The organism is Sheuella amnicola (assembly GCF_010499255.1).
Taxonomy (GTDB): Bacteria; Pseudomonadota; Gammaproteobacteria; order Burkholderiales; family Burkholderiaceae_B; genus Zwartia; species Zwartia amnicola.
In genome coordinates, this window is record NZ_JAAGRN010000005.1 from 320,996 (window position 1) to 347,771 (window position 26,776).

General features: G+C 43.2%; 22 protein-coding genes. 6 read left to right on the plus strand and 16 right to left on the minus strand.

What is annotated here, in order from left to right; all coding sequences use genetic code 11:
• The 5 genes from G3I67_RS09655 to G3I67_RS09675 all read right to left on the minus strand — a co-directional run bounded on the left by G3I67_RS09655 (nt 1) and on the right by G3I67_RS09675 (nt 5,059).
• Nucleotides 1–978 (minus strand): glycosyltransferase family protein, encoded by a 978-nt coding sequence (locus tag G3I67_RS09655; RefSeq protein ID WP_163654708.1) that lies wholly within the window; start codon nt 976–978, stop codon nt 1–3.
• A 29-nt stretch (nt 979–1,007) separates the two neighbouring features.
• Nucleotides 1,008–1,991 (minus strand): GDP-L-fucose synthase, encoded by a 984-nt coding sequence (gene fcl / locus G3I67_RS09660; RefSeq protein WP_163654710.1) that lies wholly within the window; start codon nt 1,989–1,991, stop codon nt 1,008–1,010.
• Between the two features lie 63 nt (nt 1,992–2,054).
• A complete protein-coding gene (locus tag G3I67_RS09665) occupies nt 2,055–3,152 on the minus strand; it encodes an MraY family glycosyltransferase (protein ID WP_163654712.1) in 1,098 nt (365 codons plus the stop codon).
• A 107-nt stretch (nt 3,153–3,259) separates the two neighbouring features.
• Nucleotides 3,260–4,093: a DUF5672 family protein gene (locus G3I67_RS09670; protein WP_163654714.1), complete on the minus strand. Its 834-nt coding sequence runs from the start codon at nt 4,091–4,093 to the stop codon at nt 3,260–3,262.
• A 27-nt stretch (nt 4,094–4,120) separates the two neighbouring features.
• A complete protein-coding gene (locus G3I67_RS09675) occupies nt 4,121–5,059 on the minus strand; it encodes a glycosyltransferase family 2 protein (protein WP_163654716.1) in 939 nt (312 codons plus the stop codon).
• Between the two features lie 194 nt (nt 5,060–5,253).
• Here G3I67_RS09675 and G3I67_RS09680 point away from each other — a divergent pair, with 194 nt between their 5' ends.
• Nucleotides 5,254–7,281, plus strand: coding sequence for an O-antigen ligase family protein (locus G3I67_RS09680; protein WP_163654718.1), 2,028 nt, complete (start codon nt 5,254–5,256; stop codon nt 7,279–7,281).
• 20 nt (nt 7,282–7,301) lie between these two features.
• On the opposite strand, the gene G3I67_RS09685 is transcribed toward G3I67_RS09680, so the two are convergent.
• From G3I67_RS09685 to G3I67_RS09735, 11 genes are all read right to left on the minus strand, one after another.
• Nucleotides 7,302–7,904, minus strand: coding sequence for a hypothetical protein (locus tag G3I67_RS09685; RefSeq protein ID WP_163654720.1), 603 nt, complete (start codon nt 7,902–7,904; stop codon nt 7,302–7,304).
• Nucleotides 7,901–8,314 (minus strand): GtrA family protein, encoded by a 414-nt coding sequence (locus G3I67_RS09690; RefSeq protein WP_163654722.1) that lies wholly within the window; start codon nt 8,312–8,314, stop codon nt 7,901–7,903. The genes G3I67_RS09685 and G3I67_RS09690 overlap by 4 nt, the downstream gene beginning before the upstream one ends.
• Nucleotides 8,295–9,263, minus strand: a complete 969-nt coding sequence (locus tag G3I67_RS09695; protein ID WP_203583596.1) for a glycosyltransferase — start codon at nt 9,261–9,263, stop codon at nt 8,295–8,297. Before G3I67_RS09695 ends, G3I67_RS09690 begins: the two co-directional genes overlap by 20 nt.
• Nucleotides 9,263–10,201 carry a UDP-glucuronic acid decarboxylase family protein gene (locus G3I67_RS09700; RefSeq protein ID WP_163654803.1) on the minus strand — a complete coding sequence of 313 codons (939 nt, stop codon included), beginning with the start codon at nt 10,199–10,201 and terminating at the stop codon, nt 9,263–9,265. Before G3I67_RS09700 ends, G3I67_RS09695 begins: the two co-directional genes overlap by 1 nt.
• Before the next feature lies 1 nt (nt 10,202).
• Nucleotides 10,203–11,555: a UDP-glucose dehydrogenase family protein gene (locus tag G3I67_RS09705; protein ID WP_163654723.1), complete on the minus strand. Its 1,353-nt coding sequence runs from the start codon at nt 11,553–11,555 to the stop codon at nt 10,203–10,205.
• A 13-nt stretch (nt 11,556–11,568) separates the two neighbouring features.
• Nucleotides 11,569–14,118 carry a glycosyltransferase family 4 protein gene (locus tag G3I67_RS09710; RefSeq protein ID WP_163654725.1) on the minus strand — a complete coding sequence of 850 codons (2,550 nt, stop codon included), beginning with the start codon at nt 14,116–14,118 and terminating at the stop codon, nt 11,569–11,571.
• Entirely contained in the window at nt 14,118–15,335 is a 1,218-nt protein-coding gene (locus G3I67_RS09715; protein WP_163654727.1) for a class I SAM-dependent methyltransferase, read from the minus strand. Before G3I67_RS09715 ends, G3I67_RS09710 begins: the two co-directional genes overlap by 1 nt.
• On the minus strand, nt 15,332–16,552 hold the full coding sequence (locus tag G3I67_RS09720) for an ABC transporter ATP-binding protein (protein ID WP_163654729.1): 1,221 nt from the start codon (nt 16,550–16,552) through the stop codon (nt 15,332–15,334). The genes G3I67_RS09715 and G3I67_RS09720 overlap by 4 nt, the downstream gene beginning before the upstream one ends.
• A complete protein-coding gene (locus G3I67_RS09725) occupies nt 16,552–17,343 on the minus strand; it encodes an ABC transporter permease (protein WP_235931832.1) in 792 nt (263 codons plus the stop codon). Before G3I67_RS09725 ends, G3I67_RS09720 begins: the two co-directional genes overlap by 1 nt.
• Before the next feature lie 38 nt (nt 17,344–17,381).
• A complete protein-coding gene (locus G3I67_RS09730) occupies nt 17,382–18,797 on the minus strand; it encodes a mannose-1-phosphate guanylyltransferase/mannose-6-phosphate isomerase (protein WP_163654733.1) in 1,416 nt (471 codons plus the stop codon).
• 128 nt (nt 18,798–18,925) lie between these two features.
• Entirely contained in the window at nt 18,926–20,359 is a 1,434-nt protein-coding gene (locus G3I67_RS09735) for a glycosyltransferase family 4 protein (RefSeq protein ID WP_163654735.1), read from the minus strand.
• Between the two features lie 76 nt (nt 20,360–20,435).
• On the opposite strand from G3I67_RS09735, the gene gmd reads away from it, so the two are divergent.
• Genes gmd through G3I67_RS09760 form a run of 5 tightly spaced genes read left to right on the plus strand, consistent with a single transcriptional unit; the run spans nt 20,436 to nt 26,469 of the window.
• Nucleotides 20,436–21,488, plus strand: coding sequence for a GDP-mannose 4,6-dehydratase (gmd, locus tag G3I67_RS09740; protein ID WP_311197080.1), 1,053 nt, complete (start codon nt 20,436–20,438; stop codon nt 21,486–21,488).
• On the plus strand, nt 21,489–22,430 hold the full coding sequence (locus G3I67_RS09745) for an NAD-dependent epimerase/dehydratase family protein (protein WP_163654739.1): 942 nt from the start codon (nt 21,489–21,491) through the stop codon (nt 22,428–22,430).
• Nucleotides 22,427–23,554, plus strand: coding sequence for a glycosyltransferase family 4 protein (locus G3I67_RS09750; protein ID WP_163654741.1), 1,128 nt, complete (start codon nt 22,427–22,429; stop codon nt 23,552–23,554). The genes G3I67_RS09745 and G3I67_RS09750 overlap by 4 nt, the downstream gene beginning before the upstream one ends.
• 36 nt (nt 23,555–23,590) lie before the next feature.
• Nucleotides 23,591–24,862: an NAD-dependent epimerase/dehydratase family protein gene (locus tag G3I67_RS09755; RefSeq protein WP_163654743.1), complete on the plus strand. Its 1,272-nt coding sequence runs from the start codon at nt 23,591–23,593 to the stop codon at nt 24,860–24,862.
• Entirely contained in the window at nt 24,859–26,469 is a 1,611-nt protein-coding gene (locus G3I67_RS09760; protein ID WP_163654745.1) for an FAD-dependent oxidoreductase, read from the plus strand. The genes G3I67_RS09755 and G3I67_RS09760 overlap by 4 nt, the downstream gene beginning before the upstream one ends.
• Nucleotides 26,470–26,776 lie beyond the last annotated feature (307 nt).

Consider the following 26,776-nt stretch of genomic DNA (forward strand, 5'->3'; position numbering starts at 1 on the left):
TCAGCTCCATCGCCCTAAAATTTTTTGCATTGCCAGTCGAATTTTTTTGAGCAGCCATTGCGGTGATCTCAATAATTGGTCTCGGCGACGTCTGAGTCGGCTACGCATTCTGTCGGGATGATGACGTCCGCCAAAGTTCTGATTAAAAACATGGCGGTCAGCCACAGTATCCTGCCGAATCGAGACTGGGTGCGTGAGCGGACCAAGCGGCTGAACAGGCATCCCCTCTTCATCACCAGTCGATACCGTGTGCGTCGCATCGGGGCCAAAGCCAATATTCGTCACGAGATTGACATTAGGCGTGGCGGTTAAGCCACCGTAATACCAAACACACGCAGTCCATTGATAATCCCAGGTGTCGATCTCACCACGTGCTAAGCGATCCAGAAGATCAGTCCATACTTTACGTTCGACCGGATCAGGTGTCTTGAGACGCCAGTCATGCGACTTCTTCCATTCAGGCCAGAAGGGAATATCGACACGATAGTTTTGCCAACAACGACGCCAGGTGGCCCAACCCCAGCAATGGTTATATTTTGAAAAATAATACGCGGCTTCCCCGCGTTTTTTCCCATTTTGGAAGTTATTGCCAGTAATGACCCACACGCGAGAATCCTCGGCATAGCGATCCAGCAGCGCATCGCAATAAGGAAAGAAGTCGTCGTTGGGCACGCAATCATCCTCAAGAACGATGGCGCGTTCAACCTGCTCAAACACCCAGTCCAGACCACTACTGACCCGAAGCTTGCACCCCATATTTTTGTCTGCATAGTTGCGCAGGACTTCGCACGGCCAATCAATCTTCTCGACTATTTCCCTTGTCTCGCGACAACGTTCGGCATCGGTGGGATGCCCCTCTCTCGGACCATCTGCAATGATCAATAATTTTGATGGGCGTTGCGCGCGGATAATCGCAAAAGTTTCGCGCGTATGACGCGGTCGATTAAATATGATGTAAGCAATGGGAGTAGTTGTCATCGAGTATTCTGTTTGCGCAAGTGTCAGACTTACGCATTACGAGTCAGAAAATCCTGATATGCCACACTCAATCCAGTCTCTAGCTCAACCGTTGCTTTCCAGCCCAACGCATTCAAACGGCTGCTATCCATCAATTTGCGCGGTGTGCCATCCGGCTTACTCGTATCGAATGTGATTTGCCCAGGATAGCCAATAACCTTCCCGACTGTATGCGCCAATTCGGCAATCGTAATATCTGAACCAAAGCCCACATTGATATGGCTTTGCATCGGACTTGTATGCCGATCGTAAATATCTTTCGGAAGGTTCATCACATGAACACTTGCCGAAGCCATATCATCTACATACAAAAATTCCCTGAACGGTTTTCCAGAGCCCCAGATAGTAACGACTGGCGCTTTAGATACTTTTGCTTCGTGAAATCGACGGATCAGTGCAGGGATTACATGCGAATTTTCAGGATGATAGTTGTCACCCGGTCCATAAAGATTGGTTGGCATGACGCTGCGATAATCGACACCATATTCTGTGCCATATTGGCGATTGTAACTTTCACAGATTTTAATACCTGCAATTTTTGCAACGGCATAGGGTTCATTGGTTGGCTCAAGAAATCCAGTCAGCAGTGCACTTTCTGCCATAGGTTGCGGCGCGAGTTTCGGATAAATGCAGCTACTTCCAAGAAATAGTAATTTTTTTACACCGCTTCTAAACGCTGCATCAATTACATTTGCCTGAACCATTAGGTTGTCGTATATAAATTCAGCGGGGTAGGCATTGTTTGCGTGAATGCCACCAACCTTTGCAGCAGCCAGATATACCTGATCAGGTTTTTCCTGATTAAAAAATTGTCGGACAGCAGCCTGATCTGTTAAATCCAACTCCGCGTGGGTACGTCCAATAATTAATTCTGGATCATGGCCATGCCCAATAAGCTGACGTACTATTGCAGATCCCACCATTCCACGATGTCCTGCAACATAAATTTTGGGGATGCTGTTATGGTTAGTCATGATTGAGATAACTGAAAAGTTTTTTGTACAAATTGCATGAAACTGTCATAGCACAGCCAGCATCTAATTCGCAAGCCGCAGCTTTGGAACCACCCATTTAAAATGAACTAGTCTTGCGTAAACTAGTGCATAAATCAAGCCGCATGCGATGAATGCAACGATCAGGGTGGCCGTGTTTTTTCTGAATAGCAGTGACAGTGCAGAGGGTATGGCTGCGTATAGCATCATCAGAGGACAAACTGCAGCATTTTGCGTAATTGACGATTGGTGTATTAGCCATTTACGCGTCACACGTGACCATACCAAACTATGAAGATGCAACCGGTCTGGGCGACCAAGCTGAAGTGTTCTTGCTTTTCGTCTTGCCATCGAAAAGAGCACTTCAAATATGGGATATCCACAAGCAAGCATTGGCGCCCAAGGAGAAATTCCGGAATTACGCATCGCCACCATTACAGCTAACCAACCAAGTAAAAAGCCGAGCAAATAGGCCCCGCCGTCTCCGAGGAATATTTTCCCAGATGGGTAATTGAGCAGTAAAAATCCAAAAGTTGCTCCACCAACAATAAAACAAATTTTGGCCATTTCCGCATCGCCTGACAAATAGGACATCAGACTAAGCGTTGCCAAAGAGAGCAAGATTGTTGATCCAGCTAGTCCATTGAACCCATCAATGATGTTGATAGCATTTGCCACGCCGCCGACAGCAAAAGCAGTAAATACAATTGATACAGGCAAGAATACCAGTAAGGTATCTATACCAGACAAACCGATCCGAGTCAGACTGTAGCCTGTCAGCCACCAGGCAAGTAAACCGCTTGAAAATGTCGCAAGTAGTCTTTCGGTCACTCGTCCTCGTTTGGTAATGTCTTCAATGACCCCAGCAAAAAATGCTGGCAAAGCAGCTAAAAGCATCGGTCCGAACAACATCGTGACTTCGTGTGGCGTAAAAAACAAACTGACTGCCAGACCAATCAGAATTGCTAAGCCACCAATGCGCGGGGTCGGTTCAGCATGAACTTTTTGTACGCCAGATTCAAAGTCGAGGGTATGAAGCCCGTGCCACCTTTTCGTCAGCACAATACCCAGACAAATCGCGAAAGTCGCAATACCCGCGGTTGTTAGTGCAAGGTGTGGGATAGCAAAAACCACTGTTGTCATGCCTCAAGGTAAAACCCCATGATCATAACACGCTCAAATGCTTTTAAGGCTTATGTTTTTAATGTAGGTTATTGATTTATCGATATTTTATTGCCTCAACTATTGATTTATCGATATTTTATTGCCTCAACATCACATCCATTTTGGCTTAAGATCTTTAGCCAGAATTCTTCACCATATCTTTCCCAAGCATGGCATCCAAAAGGCAATTTTTTGCCGTTCAATTCATACAAAAGTTCGGGATGGGCTTCAAATGCAAATGCAATCGCTTCCTGTGGCATGGGTACTTTGAAGAAGTCGCACTGTGGAGAAACAAATAATCCCCAAAATACGTCTTCATTAACTTTTAAGTTAATTTGAGTATTTTGGTATATGAATGAATGATAATCCTTCAGATACCGATAAGTATTGGAAATAATATTTCCTGGCCAAGTTTGCATCAAAGTATTTTTAAAAATACGCGGTTTGGATAGCACTTTTAAAAAATCGCCAATATTACGTAATGAATAGCCCCCATTACCAACCGTTGTCAGGGTTAAAGGAGCGGTTGGCTTAGTAAAACCTTCAAACCACGGCGCACCAATATACGAATATCCTTTATCTGCCCATACATCGAGTTCATCTTTGAAAACCAGAGCATCAGTCTGAACTAGCAACATATAGCGATAAGAAGCGAACACCTGGTAAAACAATGCAGAAAGCATCAGCTTGTTGTAACCATCAATACTGGCGAAATAATGATTTTCGAAGGTTTTGCAATGCAATCGGCCTCGGTATTTGGTAATGAGATACTCAAAAAAATTAGTCATTTTTTTGGGACCAACCAAATAGATATCGTGAACGGCAAGGATGTCAATCGTCCTTCGAAGCGAATAAAGCTCCCTCACACTCATATCTGGCTTATAGATCGGGATGACAACAACATGGCGACTTTGCGTCATTTTTAAATTTGTAATTACAGCCACAATTTAAGGTTTGCCCTTCAGCATCCGAATAATCTTGTTTTTAATTCGAATCGGAAATTTCAACAACCGGCGAGGGAATTTTTGATAAAGTCCGCCAAGCAAATGGTCAAAAACATATTGATCGGCCGCTAGATTCTGAACAACCTCAGCTGGATGCGATATCAACCCAAGTGGCTTGACGGGCGTTCCAGGCTGATCCTCATCGGCAATCGTATGCGTTCCATCCGGACCGATACCAATATTTGTCACAAGATTGACCCTGGGTGTAACCGTCAATCCACCGTGGTACCAAAGGCAGGTCATCCACGGGTAAGCCCAGGAATCTATTTTTTTCAAGTAAATGCGATCAAAAATATCAATCCAGTAAGCTTGTTCATAAGGATCTGGAGTCTTTTGACGCCAGTCATCCGAGAGCTTCCACTCTGGCCAGAAACTGATATCGCCATCGAATTGCGACCAGGCTCGTTTCCAAGTCGCCCAACCCCAACAATGCCCGTATTTTGAAAAATAGTAAGAAGCATTACCTCTTTTTTTACCATTTTGGTAATTGTTCCCTGTAATAGTCCAAACTCGCTCATCATCTTCATATTGGTCGAGCATTTCCGCACAAAATGTAAAAAAATCCGGGTGCGGCAAGCAGTCATCCTCAAGAATAATGGCACGATCAACATGCTCAAACACCCAATCTAACCCGCTTGATATTCGATTTTTCAATCCAAGATTTTGTGAAGCAAAATTGCGATGCACCTCACAAGGCCAGTCAATAGAATCAACTATTTCCCTTACAGCCGCACAGCGCTCGACATCTGTCGGATGTCCAGGACGAGGCCCATCGGCAATCAAAAACAGACGAGCAGGTCGAGCAGTCCGAATCGCCTCGAAAGTTTCTCGAGTGTGCCGTGGCCGATTAAAAATAATATATGCAATAGATAAATCATTCATATGGAGATTGTAGCCTCTGGGTATTCACTCACTCTCGTTTGACTGCGTTTATACTCGCCACATTGATTGAATAATTCAAAAATCGCTTAAAGCAACAGCTATTATTCGTATAAATTAAATTTATAGTACTTAAAAAAAGTGAAATCAATTTGATGACTGCGCGATTTAGATCATTCACGGATATTGTTCGCTTAATGCTTTCTGTGATCGGTTTTAGTATTTCTTTCTTAACCTTGGCAGTTGTGATTTACAACGCCTATTCAAATTTAATGGCCCTGCAATCACCATTTCGAATCACCATTTCCACACTCCTTCTCTTATTTGCTTTTGTCATTACTTCCTTTAATAAAAGACTAGGCTTAATTTCTTGTGTATTTTTATTGCCCTTACTTCCCACTCTGACATTTCAAATACTTGCCTATACTGGCTACGGTCGAATTCTTCACCAAGACTCATCTGGATTAGATCTAATATGCGGCTTTGTCTTAGGCTGCATTATTAATCAGCATTTTGTGCAGCGAAAAAAATCCTTTAGTGCAACATTCCCTTGGCCGGCAGCTTTGCTCTTGCTCTTCATTACAATCTCCGTTGCCCTTGCCATCTTTAGAAATTTATCTCAAACCGCTTCGCCAATAAATTATTATGGATTTCTTTACTCTCTATCGGATATAAGAAGTCTGGACTGGCACGATGACTTCAGACCCATATTTGACTGGGTGGCGTACGGAACGTCAATAGCAGCATTTGTTTTTTCACTACCCGTTCTTAAATCCTCAAAAAATCGCAATGATCTTGTTTTTGTTCCATTAATCTTTAGTTTATTCATCTCTTCCGTGGTAGGACTCATTCAAAACAGATTTGGCATTGGACTGACGCCCTCACAACTTCAATTTCGAAGTAACAGGTTAATGTCCGGGTATGATGTGACTGGTTTTTCATCCGTTGGTTTTCAACCAGATATTCATTCCTACGCTGGTGTATTAATGATGGGTGCAATCGGACTTCTTGGTTATTGGTTTTACTCAAAAAACAAAACCCTGAAACAACTGATTCTTTTTGTAATCATGCCACTATCTTTATTGGCAATGCTAGCCAGTAAATCGAAATCAAGTATTGCGCTAACGATATTATTTTTAATTATTATTTTTTGTACTTTGCAATTCAGACACTCGCTAAATCTGAAGAAAACTTTCTTAGGGTTTGGCGTCGGAATTTTGGTGCTATTTGCAAGTTTTTATTTCTTTCAATATGCTTGGAAACTAATTTTTACATTCCTAGCACACAAGCTTGGATTTGCAGATCTCTATGCTCTGAATTACAGCATGGCATTTAGACCTGAAATCTTTTTGTCTGCGTTTCGAATGTTCGCAGAGTTCCCATTAATGGGATTAGGGCAAGGCGATTTTTATCGCCTCTCTTCCATTCCTGATTTTAGCCATTCTTACTTTCTAACACAGACTCTGAATGGTGAAAATTCGCATAATTATTTTATTCAAATTCTTGCTGAAAATGGTCTGATTGGATTTTCACTTTTTTGCTTACTTATTTTTTATCCAATTACAATCATAAAAAATAAGGCTCAAATTATTCCTGCTTTCATCGGTTTATGCAGTATTTTTTTAGGCAATATTTATTCTCATTCACTGTTGGTGAGAGAAAATTTAATACTTTGTGCTTTCCTAGTCTCTCTTATGTATGCATGGCAGGAAACGACTGAAAACACCACAACCAATACAAACTCAAAAAACAAAGTCATAAAATTTGTAATATTTTTAACGACGATATGTTGTTTTTTATATTTTGCATATAAAGAAGTTCGAGAGTCCTTTAAAACATTTCCTTTTACTGAAGATTATCAATGCGTTAAGGAAAGATCTCTAACTCCGGACGGTTGGACGTCTGGCTTATTTAAATTTAACGTTGAAAAAGATACTTCAACCATTGTTATTAATATAAAGGCCGCGCAACCGAATCCAAATCTTATGATTTTGAGTCAAATTGTACATCCCTCCCTAGGTGTCATTTCATCAGTCAAAACTCAATTATCCGGAAATGATAAGAATATAATCACGATTAACTTACCAGCAGACCATCAAATCACTGACCATCAATATCAAGCGATATTAATTTTGCAGCGTTGCTATATTCCAAAAAACTGGGGGATCAGCAATGACTCTCGCAGACTGGGCATACAGATCGAATCGATCAAAATGACCAAATAAAATGATCTACACAATATTTTTTATTTGCAAAGATAATCTACTGCACCAGTCTTATTTTCATTTCTGAAAGGATCGGTTAAATCATTTGAATACTGCCCCATTAATAACCGTTGCTTGGGCAAAAAATGATTTCTGAAGTATTTGCTAAATGTTGCCAATGTATTGCCCCATGGGGTTAACTTAACACAACCGTTCTTGATTTGTACTGTTCCCGATTGCTCTTGCTCTGTCAGTCGAACATCAACTAGTCGATGCTCTTTCATATACTCCTGAACATAGACGCGCTCAAACGCTGCAAGTTGTATACCCCCCCCGCGCTGTTGGATTTTTTCAAGGGTATAAAAAGACAAAGATCGATCGATTACTGTTGGAACTGAAATAGCAACTGCGTAACCGAGCAAAATCCAAATAAGGGTTAACAGGAGCTTTTCAAATTTAGAAAAGATATTGAACCAACTCATCAATGAAATTACAGTGAGCGTCAACATGCTTGCAATGAAAGCGTCGGCTAGGGCACTATAAAAAACAACATTTACCTTGAAATAGATAACGTGTACAAGATAGATTGCAATTAATACAACAATAAAAATCAGATTTGCAGTGAAGAATTTTAAATACTTCATAATTTAAATACCAATAATTTATTACCCCAGTAACTTAGTATGACTTGCACTATCATCGTCACAACAAATCCAATTGCATAATTTAAAACAAATACATCTACCCACCAATGCATTAATACGCCATGGAATATGGCAATCAATATGTAAAGCAGAAAAAAACGAGAGACTTGTTGATTAAGTGGTTCAGATGATTCCTGAAACACAAAATATCTGCTACCAACAAAAGAAAAAGTAATTCCAAAAAGTGAAGCAATTAAATTTGCCCAACCAGCTGATGACCAATTCAAAACCTTAAGGTTTAGTGTCAAAACTGAAAAATGTACACCCGCTGCAATAAGTCCATTAATTACGTATCGAACTGAACGGTTCTTTAATATTTGAAGCTTTCCTTCAAGTCTTTTGATTGACATGCTGGACTCGCTCGACGTAGGCCTGATAATTTATTTGATTGGGGGCACCACTACGCACCACACCGGTTAACATCAACGTCATCAAGGTTACAGCACCTGTTTGCAAAAACATTAACAGCAATATACCGAGCACTATTGAGAACCATCCCGGTGTGGCAATATTAGCTAGCTTTAAGCCTATCGCTAGAACACTTGCCAATACAGTCAGTGCAGCAACAAGTGCGCAAGCAATCCCCACTCGAACTAATACATCTTCAGCAAAAACCATTAATGCTCTAAATCCATGCAGAGCGAGGCCAACAAAATTCATTTTGCTCTTGCCCGCATACCTAGGACCTCGATCAATTAATACAGTTTTTACCCGAAGCTTGGAGGTCAGCACACAACCAGCAATATGCATCCACAATTCTTGCATTGCAGCTAATCGCTTTAGTGCCGAAGGTTTTAAAGCCATAAAATTACCAAAACTGATCCTTCGACCAGTAAACATCTGAAACAATGCCTTATAGATCAAATAGAACGATTTAAAGCGCAAAGTTTCCACTCTGCTTTTACGCTGAGCGACAACCACATCAATTTTTGGGGACTGCATAGAAGACACTAGTTCTCGTATGGACTGCGGCGTATCTTCACCATCTGAGTCCATGACCACCGTGCAAGGCATATCCGGAAAATGATCTGCAACATAATTAATGCCGATCGCTATCGCTCTTTGATGCCCTACATTGCGCTTTAACTGAATCACAACACCATTTAAGCCATTGGTTTGAAGCGCTTCAATGTGCACGGGTTGATTGATCGAACCATCATCTACAGCCACTACATAAACACGATCGCCGTATTCTGCAAAAAGCTCTCTGAAGAGCCTAGTCGATGCTTCTTGATCTTCATAGATCGGCATCACCACTGCAAATCGGGAATCTGTCATATTGGTCGTAGATTCAGTCATTACGCCACAACCCCTTTAAAATAATCTATTGTGCGCTGCAGACCTTGCTCAAGAGCAATAGTTGGCTCCCAACCTAATAACTGTTTTGCTTTGGTAATGTCCGGACGTCTTTGTTTTGGATCATCTTGTGGTAACGGCATATTAATAAGTTTACTTTTTGATCCTGTCAGTCTGAGAACCTTTTCGGCCAATTCAATCATGGTGAACTCGCCTGGGTTACCCATATTGATCGGCCCGACAACATCATCTCCAGAGCTCATCAATCGCAGGAAACCTTCGACGAGATCATCGGCATAACAAAAGCTACGAGTCTGTGAACCGTCACCGTAAACGGTGAGATCCTGACCTTTCAACGCTTGAACAATAAAATTGCTTACAACCCGACCATCATCAGCAGCCATACGCGGACCATACGTATTGAAAATACGTACAATTTTTATTTTTAGCTTGTATGTTCTTTGATAGTCAAAAAACAAGGTTTCGGCGGCCCTTTTGCCTTCATCATAACAACTGCGAATACCGATAGTATTTACATTTCCCCAGTAGTCTTCAGGCTGAGGATGTACTGATGGATCACCATAAACCTCTGATGTGGATGCCTGAAAAATCTTTGCACCTGTTTTCTTAGCAAGCTCAAGAACATTAAGTGCCCCAATCACCGATGTTTTCATCGTATGAATGGGATTGAACTGGTAATGAACCGGTGATGCTGGACAAGCCAAATTATAAATCTCGTCTACCTGTTGGACATTAATCGGATCCACTACATCGTGCTTGATAAACGTGAAGTTAGGATTCTTGGATAAGCTTTCGACATTTTTACGGTTACCGGTAAATAAACTATCCAGACACATCACACGATGACCTTGTTCGATCAATCGATCACACAGATGGGAGCCAAGAAATCCCGCTCCACCAGTCACTAATATTCTTTTCATATCAAGCACGACCTACGCCGGAATATGCAAAACCAATCGCCTTCAAAGCTGATGGATCCAGATGATTGCGACCATCGAAGATCACTGCTTGACGCACTGATTGTTTTACCTTGTTGAAATCAATTGTTTTGTACTGCACCCACTCTGTTACCAAGACAACTGCATCAGCATTTCGTGCTGCTATGACTGGGTCTTCGACGATTGTTAATTTTGCGTTACGCAACAAATCTGCAAACACATTCTCAGCAACTTCTTTAGCAACCGGATCATGTGCAGTGACTGTTGCGCCGGCAGCACACAAGGCGCGAATGAGGTCTATTGAGGATGCTTCGCGCATATCATCGGTATCTGGTTTAAACGCAAGACCCCAGACACAGATATGACGACCATCTAGGTCCTTACCCATTTTGGCGACAATTTGTTCAAACAAATATTGCTTTTGCTTTTTGTTACGCGCCTCTACACCATTCAAAACAATGGGATCCACGCCCACGCTTTGTGCAATTCGAACGAGTGCTTGAACATCTTTCGGAAAACATGATCCACCGTAGCCACAGCCGGGACGTAAGAATGCCGGGCCAATTCGAGAATCAGTTCCCATGCCAACACGAACATCTTCAACGTTGATTCCGAAACGATCGCACACATTTGCGATTTCGTTCATGAAAGAAATACGCGTAGCAAGCATTGCATTGGAAGCATATTTGATTAACTCAGCCTCTTTGACGCCAACTGTCAACAACTGACTGTCGTTTTTGACGTAGGGCTTATATAGCTTAAGTAACTGGTCACGTGTCTTATCTGATTGTGTACCGATGACAATTCGATCAGGATTGAAGAAATCATCAATTGCGGCGCCCTCTTTAAGAAACTCGGGATTACTTGCCACATCAAAATCAATAAAGCATTTACGGTTAAAAAGCTGCCAAGCAACTTCACCTTTGACCAGGTCAGCGGTACCTACAGGGACAGTTGATTTGTTGATAATAATGGCTGGTCCGGTTAAGGCTTGACCTATTTCTTTTGCTGCAGCCAAAACATACCTTAAATCAGCAGACCCATCTTCACCCTGAGGCGTACCAACAGCAATAAAAATCAAAGTCGGAACATCGGCTTCAGATGTCAGGAGAGTCAATCCTGATTTAATTCCGTCCGCAAACTTTAATCGTCCTGCTGCGATAGAAGCATCCACCACCTCTTTTAGTCCAGGCTCGTAAATTGGAATAATGCCTTTTTCAAGTCGAGCAATTTTGGATGGATCCGTATCGACACACACCACCGTATTGTCTTTACTGGAAAGACAAGCAGCAGTAACCAATCCAACATATCCGGCACCAACAACAAGAATATTCATATTTATATCTCAATCAAGTTTGAGCGCTAACTTTGAAAAAATCCGGAGCAATTTTATTCAACAATTGTTTCGAGCTTTGTTCCCAACTTTGCCATTTAATAGTTTTTGATTCTGGTATTTGATTTTCCTGCTTTAAAATCAACCAATTTTTGATCGCTGTTGCAAGCGAATCTGCATCATTACCTGCAAAATAGAAAGCACCATCTTGTGCAACCTCTCTAAATACAGGTATATCCCTCGCAATAATCGGTAACCCATGCTGCGCGGCCTCGATAAGAGGCAAACCAAATCCCTCGGCCTGGCTAGCTGCAATTAAACAGGATGATGCTTCATAGATTTTTTCAAGAAACTCGTCGCTTGCAACCTCGTACCAGAATAACGAGCTTCCGTACTTTTCGTGAGTTGTCATCCTGGTAGCCAATCTTTCGGTCAACCAACCATGTCGCCCAACGATCACTAAACTAACTTGTTGACCTTCATTCCATAATTGATCAAAAGCATCCAATATCTGCTCATGACATTTTCTGGGTTCCATCGTACCTACCGTTAAAAATGTCTTACCTGCTGAAATCAACTCTAAAGCTTCCTGCCCATTGAGTGGAATACCCGTTGTCGGTATCGAACTTTGGATATCAGCACCCAAATGAAACCAGTCGACTTTAAAGGAGCGTGCTCGATCAGGATAATGTTGTTCTACCCATTGTTGCAGCTCATTGGCTACTGTGCGCGAAATACAAATTGCGCCATCTTGTTTTGCGACAATTCTCAGCCAGTTTGAATAGTTTTCAACAACTTCTTCAGAGAATGTACTTTTAAGACTGATCGGGAGCAGGTCATAAACCACAAAATAAAACTTAATTCCTAGACTTCTAAAGTAGTCGTAGAACTCTTCATGGGTAATAGCAATTCTGTCCTGAAAATCCAAGCCCAGAAAAATATCGCCATCTTGCGGACAGATGACATCATCCTGAATATCGGCATCTTCGTTTTGTACCGAATCCAAAAGCCGATTTACAAATCCTGTAGCAAGTTTAAAAGTTTGAAACTCTGTCGCATAAACCAGTTCAACTCGATGTGAACCCGAGGTCCATTTCAATAGATAATGAATAATACTTCTGACAACTCTTTGAATTCCCGACTTGGAATCTCGCTCATGAAGCTCTGAAATATCGATATAAAGTCTAGGCCTTGGATCTTGCCGAGGCTGCAACTGTGACAAGATATTCGCAACTATTTTTAAGTCAGCCGACTCTATCGATTCATCTTTTGAAATTTCAGTCACGCGCCTGAATAGTTCTTGATTTATTTCATCAGATGAACGAATCAGCTCAAAAGGTTTGATCGTGCCATTCTCTTGCAGGGCACTCAGTGCCTCTAGCGCACGTATCGCCGTCAGGTTCCACGAAAAATTTTTGACCTGCCTGGAGCCATGCTCAAGCAATTCGTCCCGATATGTCTGATTGGATAAAACAAGACGAATTTTTTCAGTCATATCTTTGACAGAAAATGGATCAAATAGTGCTTTATCAAGTCCGATGACTTCAGGCACGCTTGATGCGTTTGATCCAATCACCGGAGCTCCGCAAGCCATTGCTTCAAGTGCAGTCAGTCCGAAACCCTCGTGATATGTCGGCAAAATATAAGCCTTACACATTCGATAAAGACTTGACAGCTCCTCATCCGAAATTCGATCGGTGATGATCACATCATCTCTATTTAAGCTCGTGGATAAGATCTTTTTTTTAATGGACTCTTTTTGCCAATCCTTGATACCACCAGCCAATACGAGTTGATGTGATCTTTTAATTTCTTCGGGAAGCCTGTCGTAAGCCTCGATCAAACGCTCAATATTCTTTCTAGGATCGAAAGCCCCGCTATACATTAAAAAGGGTTTCGTAATCTGAAGTTTCTGTTTAATTGCTACGCCTATCTCATTAGATACGGTATCTATATTGAACTCTTCTCCGATTGCTGCAGAAATATTAACAACCCGATCTTCTCTTAATCCCAAATGCTGAATACCCTCGGTTCGGGATGACTCAGAAATTGCGAACCAAAAATCCGCCTTTTTCAGTTCGTTGACGCGTTCTTCATACCAAGCAAGTGATGTAGGATGAGGTAAGTATTCCTTTTTGTAAATCAGCGGTATTAAGTCGTACAAAATTGCACTTGTGAATACTTTTGTGAATTTACCGATCGTAATGATGGCATTATCCGCACCACCTTCAACCACACTACTGATTAATAAAACATCAGGTTTTAAATTTTCTATAAATGCTTCGCGCAATAACTCCGAGACTTGTCTGCGCCAGTTGTTTCTTGAATCGAGATAAGCCGTGGGACCGATTCCGGACCAAACCTTAATGGAACAATGCTGTGCCTCTTCGCCCAGAGATTGTTTTGCTTGCTCAATGGATTCTGGAAATAAATCGCTTAATAAAACGATGATCTCATGATGGCCACGATGACGAATCAAAGCCTTTGCAAATGCAATTGAATAGCGACCAATACCGCGAAAACGACTATCGTTTTGTATGCCTTGGAGATCAATCACAATCCGCATTATTCGGATCCTTCTTTGTGTTGGATTGCATTCTTCAATTCAAAATACATGGCCTTTGCATTCGAATCCATATAATCTAGACGTAAATTGATTCGATTAGCCTCAATTTCTTCTTCAATTGTTGGCGGCAGAATTACGATCTCAATCGGAGCTTTAACAAGATATGTACATAATCTGTCATACAGACCAGATTTTTTAATGACCGCCGTTCCAATCTTGTAGACCTTTGGACGCGTCGCGGAGTAATTAAATCCTCGATTCACTATACTGGTGATCGCTCTTCGACCAAAAGCTTTAACACGGCCTGAAGGGCCGTGCACTTTCAATAATTTAATTTGATGATCAAGCCATCTCAAAGGCTTAGTTAAGCGCCAGGAAAGGGAACGATGAATATAGTCAAGTTTATTCTCGGCATCTTTTGCCAATTCAAGTGCACTGGTCGCAATAACTTTTAATTCGGCATACTGTTGATTCAAATGATGATCATAAGAATTCGTTAAAGCACTTAGCATTACGCCAGGCAAGGGTGCGATTGCATCTATATCCAAGCCTGTCAAGCCATCAGTCACCGACCTCTGTGCAACCACTGCATAAGTCGAACTCACTCCACTTAAAGCTTCATACAAAGACAAGTTTGGTTGATTAGAAGACTTGGCCTGCTCGTGCATTCTAAGGATTTTTATTTTAGAAAATCCGTAATACTCAGGCACAAAGGCCAACAATAATGGCGGAATAGGTTTGATATGTCTAGGATCAAAATAAAAACCATTACTACCAACAAACATGTTCTCGGGGTTTGGCGTCTCGAGTATAACGATGCCGCCGGGTTTTAACACTCTGAAAGCTTCTTTTATGATCGCCTTGAGATGGTCAAAGGGAATATGTTCGACAAGATGAAATCCTGAAACGAGAATTTGGCTTTGATCTTTAAGCGCTTTCAGGCCATCCAAGGGATCAATCTGGCGAACATTCAACCCACGTTGCTTGCATAACTCGACCAAACTTCGATCCGTATCGAAACCTAAGGTATCAAAACCAGCTTCATTCAGAATTTCTAACCATTCGCCTTTTGAGCAAGCCAAATCTACTGCAGCGCCATCTGGGCAGGTTACCCGCAATGTATCAACATAAGGCTGATACACCTGCAGTTGAGCTTTAATGTACGCTCTTGAACCGCGATATTTATCTTCAAATGCCTTATAGAATGCATCGCTCACTGGTCACACTCCATCGTGGTGGGCAACCAGGCCATCCCCACAAAACGATTTTTATCCGTATTAACAACGTTAAAAATGATGACCCGATCCCGCCATTCATAGTTGGCGCCAAGATGCGAGTCTTGGTTGTGTAACGAGAAGGAAATGGAATATGAGCCTTCACCGATATTGGCGGGGAATTTCAAAACGTAATTTACGATCTCGCCTGCATGAACATTTTCAAGCATCTGATGCATTAAAAATGTGTTCGTCCCGAATACAGGCTGGCCGAGTCGATCTTTAATCTGATATCCAAAAACCAGTTCAGGTAAATCTTGATTAATCTTGATCTGGGCGTGGATTTTTAACTGCTGACCAACATTGACTATCTCAACACGTTCGCCTTGTTCATTGAGCAGAGTAGCTTCTACCAGAGTAGCCTCTCCAGTGCCTGAAATAGTTTGCACTTTTCCGTCATCAGAAGCAATTTGGCGCACCGTCTCATCACTTTGATCCGTCAGCATGCCGTTATAGAAATCCATCACGGCTTCTGGATCTCCCTGCATAGCAAGCTTGCCGCCGTTGAGCAAAATCGCACGATCGCAAATGCCTTGAACGGCTCCCTTATCGTGAGAAACAATTAAAAGAGTGGTACCTAACTTGTTATACGTTCGGATACGTTCAAAACTTTTATGCTGAAAATACGTGTCACCAACTGACAAAGCTTCATCCACGATCAGAATATCTGGCCGATGTACCGTTGCCACGCTGAATGCCAGACGCATTTGCATTCCACTGGAATACACACGAACAGGTTGATCCAGATATTCACCGATCTCGGCAAACTCTTGAATTTCAGGCATTAATCGCTGCATTTCTTCGGCACTATAGCCCTGAAGCTGCCCGGCCATAATGGCGTTTTCGCGACCGGTAAAGTCGGGGTGAAACCCCATGCCTAGTTCCAGCAAAGCGGAAACTTTGCCCTCGACAGATACGGATCCTGTCGTGGGCATGGTTGTCCCCGTGATCATCTTGAGAAGCGTGCTTTTGCCCGCACCATTAATACCGACAATACCAACTGCTTCGCCCGCGCCGATGGTGAAATTAAGGTCTTGAAGCACCCATTTCTGAATATGTCTCGGCCGGCTAAAAGGGATGAGCCACTCCATCAGGCGAGACCATCTAGTTGGATATTGCCTAAAAGCTTTGCCTAAATGACGGACAACAATTGTGCTCATTAGAGTTCATCCACCATTTCGCCAACATGCTTACGGAAAAGATGAACACCCCAAAAGCATAAGAATATTGACAAGGCTGTCACCGGCCACAATGAATACCAATCAGGCCATTGCTGATTCACCAGGATGCCTTGATAGGCATTGATCAAATTCGTCATTGGATTAAGTTTGACCAGACCTTGAACAAACGATGGGAGAATGCTCATAGGATAGACCACAGGTGTTACCCAAAACCATAGCTGAAGGACAACCGCAAATAATTGGCCGATGTCGCGGAAAAATACATTCATCACGCCAATGGTGATACCTAGCCCTGCCGAAAACAGGATCTGAATTGCCAGCACAGGAAAGATTGCAAAATAAACAAGCCCGGGAAACGTCCCTGTCACGATCAGGAAGACCGTAAACAATCCAAAAATAATTGCAAAATTAATGCTGGCATTGGCAATCAAAATAACGGGCAAGCATAATCTGGGGAAATTGACCTTCTTGATGAGGTTTGCATTTTCGATAAAAATGTTTTCGGCTCGACCTACAATCTCTGAAAAAAATGACCAGGTCAAAATTCCAGCGCACAGATAAATACTGTAAGCGAATGGGGTATCTGCACCAGCAAGTTTCGCCCGCATGATTTGCGAGAAGACGACCGTATAAACAATGATCATCATCAGTGGACGGATCACCGTCCAGGCCGCACCTAACAATGAATTGCTATATTTCGACTGAAACTCTCGTTTGACGCTTCCGACGATGAAGCTTCGGTGCCCCCATAAGGCTTGAATCATTCGCATCGGCTATTCACTTTGATCGGGTTATGACGCATACCGTATCAAACACGCCCATAATGGTCTTCAAAACGAACGATATCGTCCTCTCCTAGATATTGTCCGCTTTGAACCTCAATCAGCACCAGATCAATCTTGCCCGGATTTTCAAGCCTATGCTTATGACCAGCAGGAATGAACGTCGATTCATTTGTTGCGATCAACAGGTCTTGCTCACCGTTCACCACTTTTGCCATACCATCGACAACAATCCAGTGCTCGCTGCGATGATGATGCATCTGTAGAGACAGAGAGGCGCCAGGTTTAACCACAATACGCTTCATCTTGAAATTGGGGCCTTCTTCAAGAACAGTGTACGTACCCCAAGGACGATGGACCGTACGGTGAAGGCGATAAGCTTCGTGACCAATTTTCTTTAACTGACCCACAATTTGCTTCACATCTTGGGAACGTGTTTTGTCGGCAATTAACAAGGCATCAGGTGTGTCGATGACGATCAGATTTTCGACACCAACCGCCGCAACGATACGATCATCTGCCTGTATGTAACAATTTTTAACGTCATGTAAAAACGCTTCGCCCTCAATGCTGTTGCCTTGGGCATCTGGAGGTACCAGATCACCCAACGCATTCCATGAGCCAATGTCACTCCATCCAATTGAACAGGATACGACGGCTGCCTGTTTAGTTTTTTCCATCAAGGCAAAATCGATTGAGATACTTTCGGCCTGAGAAAAGGTTTTAGCGTCCAACTCGATCTGATATTGACCACTACCTTCAACCCTACGCGAGACAGCTAGGCTATTCGATACAGCCGCCAATACTTCAGGCGCATATTTCTTTAACTCCGACATTGCGGTCGCAGTAGTCATGCAGAACATGCCTGAATTCCATAGATATTTACCGCTATCCACATACGATTGTGCAGTTTCGAGATTGGGCTTCTCGACAAAACGGCGCACCTCATGACCGTCGGCCTCGATATATCCGTAACCCGTCTCTGGAGATTCGGGCTGAATACCAAAAGTGGTCACTTTGCCCGACCCTGCCAACTTAACCGCCTGCTGAACTGCCTTCGTGAATGCAACCACATCTCCGATTAAATGGTCGGCAGTTAAAAACAGCATGATGGCATCGGAGCCATAAGCTTGGTTAATGGTTAATGCCGCTGCGGCTATCGCCGGTGCTGTATTGCGCCCTTCAGGTTCCAAAATAAACCCCAAAGGCATTGGGATTTCACCTGTTTCGCGATATTCATCCGCTGTTTTAAAAAATAAATCCCGATTTGTGACTGTTAATACTTCAACAACACCGGGCAAACCTTTTGCTCGCAAAAATGACTTCTGCAATAGGCTTTGTCCGTCTGCCAAACGAATAAATGGTTTCGGATGTAATTCACGAGATACCGGCCAAAGTCGCGTACCGGCACCACCAGAGAGAATCACAGGGACTAATTTCATACTTTTCACCAAGAATTAGTTAGCAAATGCTTTATGCCAGTTTGTCTAATAGTCTCACTTTAGAGACCCAAGCCATTATCATAACCAGACAATGCGAAGTGAAGCGGATATTGAAAATATCAAATAAATCAATCAAATACTGCTTTTTTCAATTGTTCGGCACTTTGTTGCCACGTTATGTACCGAACCCCATCACTTTTCGGGTGCTTATTTTCTTTATTCAGATCAATCCAAATTTTAAATTGATCGGCTATCGAGGACTTGGCTCGATCTGAGAAATAAAAAGCTGCATCTCCGGCAACTTCGCGAAACACTGGGATATCACGCGCAATAACCGGTATATGGTGGTGGGCAGCCTCAATTATCGGCAAACCAAACCCCTCTGCCTCGCTCGCCGCAATCAAGCAAGAACTGGCGGAGTAAATGCCTTCAAGATATTCATCACTAATACCTTGTAACCAATACAGACGCCGCCCCAATTCAGGATGTGTTGAAATTTTATCGACAAGATTCTGTATATTCCAACCTACCTTGCCCACAATCACCAAATTGACGTCTGCGCCTTCTGCCCATAATTGGGTAAAAGCCTGAAGCATTTGTCCATAACCCTTTCTGGGCTCGATGGTACCGACTAGCAAAAAGGTAGTTTTTGACTTTAGTTGCTTAAGTACTTCGGGTGCATCGGGTGGTAAACCTTTTGTCGGCGAAGAGTTACTTAGGTCAGATCCCAAATGGAAATGCTTAATTTTGAAGTCTTTATTGACTGAAATTCGTTTTTTATTAAGCCAGGCTTGATATTCATTAGCGATGGTTGCTGAAATACAGATTACACCGTCAAACTGCGAAATCGTTCGCAGCCATTTCGCATGAAAGCGATTGGATACTGGCGGAAAATAAGAAGGAAACTGCACAGGCAATAAATCGTAAACTACAAAGTAAACCTTTACACCGATTGAATGAATCTTGTTAAGGTAATTTTTTTCAAGAATGGTGGGGTAGCAAGCAAAATCCAGTCCCAAAAAAATATCGCCTGGGTGGATTGCAATCAACTCATCCGATTCTTGACTTCTTAATGAAAGACTTTCGAAGTTTTCACACTGAACTTGAGCAATTTTGTATCCAATATCCTTGTTCGCATAGACTACTTTGATGTCATAGCCCTCAGGCGGATTCGACAACAATTGCAGCAAGATGCTGCGAGATACGCGCTGAATACCTGTTTTTAAGTCTTCTTTAATTAAAAGTGAGGCATCAATAAATAATAATTTATCTGAGCCGGGTTTGCGTATTTTCAACTCATCCACTTTTCGCATCTGAAAATGGATGAAGGACAAACTTACACTCCGAAGCGCGCCTTCAACGAAGGCTGATTTAAGCGCCAAATTTTTAACGACTTTTTTGAGTGGAGAATTGAATAAGAATCGATACAGCGAGTGGCCAGCAGGTTTGATCGCATTTTCAAATAAATAATTCTTAATCCGTCCCCGTGTGGTTGGGGGCGCCGCTTTGTTCATATCACTCGCCAGATTTAAAACGATCGCAACTAAGCCTGTGACGCCCATCTGGCTAAAACTTCAGTGGACGCAGTTAAGCGTAAGTATAATAGGAGCTTAACTTAAATTAATAATGGGTCTCGGCGTGTCAAATCCAAGTTCAGCGTTAATTGCAGTCGTTACGGGTATTACAGGGCAAGATGGAGCCTATCTGTCGGAATTGCTTCTGTCTAAGGGTTACACGGTTTATGGTACATATCGTCGCACTAGTTCGGTCAACTTCTGGCGCATTGAAGAACTAGGAATCGAAAAGCACCCCAACTTGCATTTGGTCGAGTACGACCTGACTGATTTGTCATCTAGCATTCGTTTGCTGCAAACCACACAGGCTACAGAGGTATACAACCTTGCTGCCCAGAGCTTTGTAGGTGTTTCTTTCGACCAACCGCTGACAACCGCAGACATTACGGGTATTGGCCCAGTCAATCTGCTTGAAGCAATCCGTATCGTCAACCCCAAGATACGTTTTTATCAGGCCAGCACCTCCGAGATGTTTGGTAAGGTACAGGCGATCCCGCAGATCGAAAGCACACCTTTCTACCCACGCAGCCCCTACGGTGTAGCCAAACTGTACGCCCACTGGATGACTATCAACTACCGAGAAAGCTACGGCATTTTTGGCACAAGCGGTATTTTGTTTAATCACGAATCCCCACTACGCGGCCGTGAGTTTGTTACCCGCAAGATCACCGACTCGGTTGCCAAGATTAAACTCGGCAAGCTGGATGTACTTGAACTCGGCAACATGGATGCCAAGCGCGACTGGGGCTATGCCAAGGACTACGTCGAAGGAATGTGGCGTATGTTGCAGGCCGATGAGCCTGACACGTTTGTATTGGCCACCAACCGCACAGAAACCGTGCGTGACTTTGTAACCATGGCATTCAAAGCCGCCGACATTACACTGGACTGGAAAGGTAGCGCCGAAACCGAGCAAGGTATCGACACCAAGACCGGTAAAGCATTGGTCAAGATTAATCCTAAGTTTTACCGTCCTGCCGAAGTCGAGCTTTTAATCGGAAATCCAGAGAAAGCGAAAGCTAAATTGGGTTGGGTTCCGCACACAACTTTAGAAGAACTTTGTCGCATGATGGTTGTCGCGGACTTGGCACGTAACGAGCGCGGATTCTCGTTCTAAATGTCTCTTAACTCACGCGCTTTAAACTCTGGTGTTTTACCGCGCGTACTCATTACCGGTTTGCAGGGCTTTACCGGTCGCTATATGGCGGCCGAGCTTGAGCAAAATGGTTATGAGGTTTGGGGTATTGGGAGCTCAAATCCGGATGAACCTCGTACGCTTCAAGCCGACTTAACCGACACAGCCTCACTAATTGCTGCCATACAAAAAGTTCAACCACAATATGTGGTTCATCTTGCTGGGATTGCGTTTGTGGGGCATGGTCAGCCCAAAGCTTTTTACGACATCAATTTGGTGGGCACCCGCAACCTGCTTGAGGCTCTTGCACCCGTTTCTGACCAACTTAGGTGCGTATTACTTGCAAGCAGTGCCAATGTTTACGGCAACCTGCAAGGTGGATTGCTAAATGAAACCAATCCTACCAACCCCGCCAATGACTACGCTGTCAGCAAGCTGGCCATGGAATATATGGCCAAGATTTGGGCACCACATATCCCGGTTGTAATTGCTCGCCCGTTCAACTATACGGGAGTTGGGCAGTCGGATAGTTTTTTGATTCCAAAGATTGTTTCGCACTTTGTGCATAAGCGTGACACGATCGAGCTAGGCAATATGGATGTCTGGCGCGAATTTAATGACGTGCGTGACGTAGTGCATGCCTATCGCAAATTGATTGAGGCTGCTCCTGTCGAACAAACCATTAATGTGTGTTCGAGCAATCTGGTCTCTTTGCGCGATGCGTTGTCTTTGGCATCCGAAATGACAGGACACACTCTGAATGTCACGGTCAATCCAGCATTTGTCCGCCCCAATGAAGTTTTAAAGCTTGGTGGTGAAACTACTTTGCTTAAAACGTTTGTTCCTGATTGGAAACCGCGCGCCCTCAGAGAAACGCTCGCTTGGATGATAGACGCCGAATCCAAGCACTTATGCCAACTATGAGACGTATTGGTTTCGGGGTTACAGCACTGTGCAATGGATTAACCGGCGGCGGACTGGACGGCATCGGAAACTACACGCGCGAAATCATGTCACGGATTCAATCGAATCCGGAAGTTGAGTTGATACCGTTTGCATTTAGAACCGGTATTAGGCCGGAGATGGGAACAGGTGTTCAGCTAGGGCGATATTCTATAAATACTGCATGGTCTGTTGCGACTGGTTTGAATTTCTTCGGCATTAATCAGTTAGTCAAACGCGTAGATCTGATTCATGCGACTGATCATTATGTGCCCCGCTGTAAACCGGCGCCGATGGTGGCCACTCTGATGGATGCTATTCCCCTATCGCATCCGCAATGGTTGCGTAGCGAGTTTCGTCGAGTGAAAAATTATTTGTGGACACGGGCAGCTAATTGGGCTGACGAGGTCATCACGATATCGGAATATTCAAAGACTGAATTATCTAAATGGGCCGGGATATCGTTAGAAAAAATCACCGTCATCCCACTGGCCGTGGACGAGAGATGGTATAGACCTGTTGATAATAATGAGTTTGCCAGTATTAAGGCTCACTACCACTTACCAGAAACATTCTTTGTGTCGGTTGGTACGCTTCAGCCGAGGAAGAATGTTGAAAGCACAATTCGGGCTCATAGAGCGTTGAGTCATGCCGAGCGAGTACGTACGCCGTTGATCATTATTGGACGCGCTGGCTGGAAGTGCGATGAAGTCTTGCGAATGATTGAACAAGATTCGGCTTCGGGTACCGTGCGGTGGTTGAAGCACGTTCCTGATGTGGATTTGTTACCGGTGATAAAACTCGCCACTGCCTTGGTGTTTCCTTCACTAGGTGAAGGGTTTGGCTTACCTGTTCTAGAAGCCTTTGCTGCGGAAGTGCCGGTAATTACATCCAATACGACTTCGTTACCAGAAGTAGCAGGAGATGCCGCGATGATGGTTGATCCGATAAATGTGGATGCCATTGCAGAAGCGATGAAACGGTCACTGGAGGATAGTGCTCTGGTGGAGCTGCTGAGGCAACGTGGACTGGAGCGGGCTAAAAGTTTCACTTGGCAAGCTTGTGCTGAAAGTACGCTACAGGTTTATAAGCAAGTACTCCGTTAATTCGACTTCGGCATTTCAGGCCTAATCAGGATTCGAATGAAATTACTTATCACGGGCGCAACGGGATATATCGGTCTACGACTAGTGCGTGCTGCGCAGGCGAGTGGACATCAGGTTTTCATTGCGGGGCGGGCATCAGGCAATATATTTTTTGATTTATCAAAACCGCAACCAGTCGTTTTGCCGGAAAAATTTGACGCTATTCTTCATCTTGCTGCAATCACCTCGTCTAGCGCAACGAATCCTGATGCGGAAATTGGTGCTGCAGAACAACTGATTGACGCAGCAGTCTTGCAAAATTCGCGAGTTATTTTTGTTTCAAGTCAGGCTTCGCGCGAAGATGCGCCGACTGATTATGGGCGCACAAAATGGAAAATCGAACAACGAGTCCTTGCGGCCAATGGGCATGTGGTCCGCCCCGGTCAAGTTTATGGCGGATTTGAAAGCGGGCTCTTTGGTGTTCTCGCCACTGCCGTTCGTAAGTTACCTGCTTATCCAGCATTTATACCGGCGCCGAGTATTCAACCGGTACACGTCGATGATCTCGTTGCCGCATTATTAAGTTGCGCTTCAAATGGCGCGCTTCAGTCTTCTATATTTAACATTGGGGCAGAAACACCAATCTCATTTACGAGGTTTCTTCAATCAATTTCAAAATATTGGATTGGAAGATTAAGAGTTCCCATTCCTGTTCCAGTATTGCTTATTAGGCTTGTCATTACAGCTATAGGTGAAAAACTTCGTACCAAATTAGGTTTGGAACGATTAAATTCTCTGTTCGATCTTCAACCAATGCAGACGCAACATGACTTGCAACGACTCGGCATTAAGTTACGTAGTCTTGATAGCGGCATGCATCGATCAGGATTGCGCAAAAGACGTGACTTAGCGTTGGAGGGTCAAGCACTTTTAAGTTATGTATTTGGAACAAAAACCTCTTCAGAACTTATTCGTAAATACATTCGTTGTATTGAACAATTACGCAATGGTCGAGCAATAGGTCTCAAAGAACGATATCTGAATATCCCTAAACTTATTCATCTAATTGATTTAAAGAATATTAATAATATTGATTTAGGTCAGGAATTCATCTGGCGCTTAAATGCTGCTGTGCTCATTTCAGAGGCGAGTATTATTGGGGCAGAGCGATTTCTCGGAATAGGGCACTCATCGAATCTGATTAGTAACGGGTTTTGTATTTTTAGTGCTGTTGTTCAAGAAATACTTTGGCGTATTGTTCGCGTATTAATGATGCCGATTATTAAAAATCCATTTGCCCTTAAAACCGATAGCGAGAAACAAGCATGAACCAAAGCATGCCTGATTTCGATGTCATCATTGTAGGAAGCGGACCAGCTGGAGTTTCTGTCGCGTTTCCCCTAGTTCAAGCAGGGCTTAAGGTATTGATGGTTGATGGGGGACATGATTCAAATGTTTCCGCTCCAGATATGCCATATCTTGCAAGTAGGCAAACGGATAAAAATCAATCTGACTGGATGCTTGGGAAAGATTTTCATGCTCTTCGTTTTGCTGCAGCACCTTCACCCAAACTTCGAGCCCCGACCCATTCTTATGTTTTTGATAGCTTCGAAAAACTAAACAATATCGAAGGTGATAATTTTGTTACGACAGGCTCTCTTGCAAGCGGAGGCCTGTCAAATGCGTGGGGATGTGGTGTTGCAAGACTATCTCTTCAAGAACTGAAAGCATTTCCTTTCTCTTCCGAAGAAATTGAAGCATCGTATGCAGCAGTTGCAAATCGGATCGGTATTAGCGGGAAAAATGATGATGATTTATCTGATTACTTTAGATTAGATGAATATGCAGATCAACCTATTTCAATGGATGCCTTGCAAACAAAAATGCTTGCGAGATATCAGTCAAAAGCTTCAAATTTTCATGCGCTAGGAATTAAATTTGGTCGATCTCGCGTAGCTGTTTTAAGTGCCGATCGCAAAGATCGCCAAGCATGTGATTTATCCGGAAATTGTCTCTGGGGATGTCATCGAAAATCTTTATATTCATCCCGGAGTGATTTAAGTACGCTGAAAAAATTTACTAATTTTCATTATCGCCCAGGTTTTTTGGTCGAGAACGTTTTTTTGCATAATCATCGACCTACCGTTCAAGGGCGAAGTTTATCCAACCTACTTGGGGGAAATGCAACACTAAGCGCACATAAAGTCATGCTTGCCGCAGGTACGCTTGCGACTTCGCGACTGTCGATGATTGCACTCAAATTAAATCGCCTCCTCACGATGCAATCAACTCCGGTTGCTGCCTTTATGCTCTGGTTACCTACTATGCTTGGTACACCTCGCACAGCATCTTTTGGGCTTGGACAGCTATCCTTTGCTTTGTCGTTAAATCATGGGATTTCTGGTTTTGGCTCATTATTCAATACAACGGGTATACCAATTTCTGAGTTTTCAAAGTACATGCCTTTGAACAAACCCCTTGGGATTCAAGTGCTTAAGTCCTTGTTATCCTCGTGTGTGGTCGGGAATATATACTTGCCAGGATCTTTTACAGACGTATCACTTCAACTTGATCAGAACAAAGTGTTGAAAGTTAGTGGCAAATATAAAACTGAAGTATCGCGACTAATGGACGATGCAAAAAATCTTTTGCGTCGCAGCTTTATGAGATTGGGCGCATTAATGCTCCCGGGAAGTTTTACGTTAAGCAAACCTGGAGGTGATATTCATCATGCATGCAGCTTGCCGATGCGAGAAAATCCGACTTTAGGTGAAACAGATCGTAATGGGGAGTTGTTTGGTTTAGCTGGAGTGCATATAGTGGATGGGGCTAGCTTGTCAGCACTATCAGAGAAGTCGCATACGTTGACAATTATGGCTAATGCAGATCGGATTGGAAGATTGGTAGCTGAAGATATGGTTTTAGGTAAAAATTAACAATCCAATCTCTGCTGATGGTTTATCAAAAAATATGAGGCTGTAAATAATTCTGTGTAAATGCTGACGGAGTAATCATTGGTGATTGGTAACCCGATCGCCAAATTCAATCACAAATCGATTCAAAGCCGTTTTCCAATTTTGAATCGGCATAGTCCATTTCCTCGAAGCCTGTTCAATGTATGCGTCCGGCCAACCCATCTTGACCATCTGCCTGCGGTGCAAGTTTGGCAGTGACGGTTTTCGAAGCGTATCAGATCGTCTGTGGTTGCCAGTTGTGTGGCAGCAGATCCGTGATCTGGCGATA

Coding starts and splice junctions, on each gene's coding strand:
- G3I67_RS09745 (WP_163654739.1), top strand. CDS start 21,489: ATGTCTCTTAACTCACGCGCTTTAAACTCTGGTGTTTTACCGCGCGTA.
- G3I67_RS09725 (WP_235931832.1), bottom strand. CDS start 17,343: ATGCGAATGATTCAAGCCTTATGGGGGCACCGAAGCTTCATCGTCGGA.
- G3I67_RS09670 (WP_163654714.1), bottom strand. CDS start 4,093: ATGACGCAAAGTCGCCATGTTGTTGTCATCCCGATCTATAAGCCAGAT.
- G3I67_RS09680 (WP_163654718.1), top strand. CDS start 5,254: ATGCTTTCTGTGATCGGTTTTAGTATTTCTTTCTTAACCTTGGCAGTT.
- G3I67_RS09675 (WP_163654716.1), bottom strand. CDS start 5,059: ATGAATGATTTATCTATTGCATATATTATTTTTAATCGGCCACGGCAC.
- fcl (WP_163654710.1), bottom strand. CDS start 1,991: ATGACTAACCATAACAGCATCCCCAAAATTTATGTTGCAGGACATCGT.
- G3I67_RS09695 (WP_203583596.1), bottom strand. CDS start 9,263: ATGACTGAATCTACGACCAATATGACAGATTCCCGATTTGCAGTGGTG.
- G3I67_RS09690 (WP_163654722.1), bottom strand. CDS start 8,314: ATGTCAATCAAAAGACTTGAAGGAAAGCTTCAAATATTAAAGAACCGT.
- G3I67_RS09705 (WP_163654723.1), bottom strand. CDS start 11,555: ATGAATATTCTTGTTGTTGGTGCCGGATATGTTGGATTGGTTACTGCT.
- G3I67_RS09700 (WP_163654803.1), bottom strand. CDS start 10,201: ATGAAAAGAATATTAGTGACTGGTGGAGCGGGATTTCTTGGCTCCCAT.
- G3I67_RS09720 (WP_163654729.1), bottom strand. CDS start 16,552: ATGAGCACAATTGTTGTCCGTCATTTAGGCAAAGCTTTTAGGCAATAT.
- G3I67_RS09735 (WP_163654735.1), bottom strand. CDS start 20,359: ATGGGCGTCACAGGCTTAGTTGCGATCGTTTTAAATCTGGCGAGTGAT.
- G3I67_RS09760 (WP_163654745.1), top strand. CDS start 24,859: ATGAACCAAAGCATGCCTGATTTCGATGTCATCATTGTAGGAAGCGGA.
- G3I67_RS09710 (WP_163654725.1), bottom strand. CDS start 14,118: ATGCGGATTGTGATTGATCTCCAAGGCATACAAAACGATAGTCGTTTT.
- G3I67_RS09730 (WP_163654733.1), bottom strand. CDS start 18,797: ATGAAATTAGTCCCTGTGATTCTCTCTGGTGGTGCCGGTACGCGACTT.
- G3I67_RS09665 (WP_163654712.1), bottom strand. CDS start 3,152: ATGACAACAGTGGTTTTTGCTATCCCACACCTTGCACTAACAACCGCG.
- G3I67_RS09685 (WP_163654720.1), bottom strand. CDS start 7,904: ATGAAGTATTTAAAATTCTTCACTGCAAATCTGATTTTTATTGTTGTA.
- G3I67_RS09755 (WP_163654743.1), top strand. CDS start 23,591: ATGAAATTACTTATCACGGGCGCAACGGGATATATCGGTCTACGACTA.
- G3I67_RS09750 (WP_163654741.1), top strand. CDS start 22,427: ATGAGACGTATTGGTTTCGGGGTTACAGCACTGTGCAATGGATTAACC.
- G3I67_RS09655 (WP_163654708.1), bottom strand. CDS start 978: ATGACAACTACTCCCATTGCTTACATCATATTTAATCGACCGCGTCAT.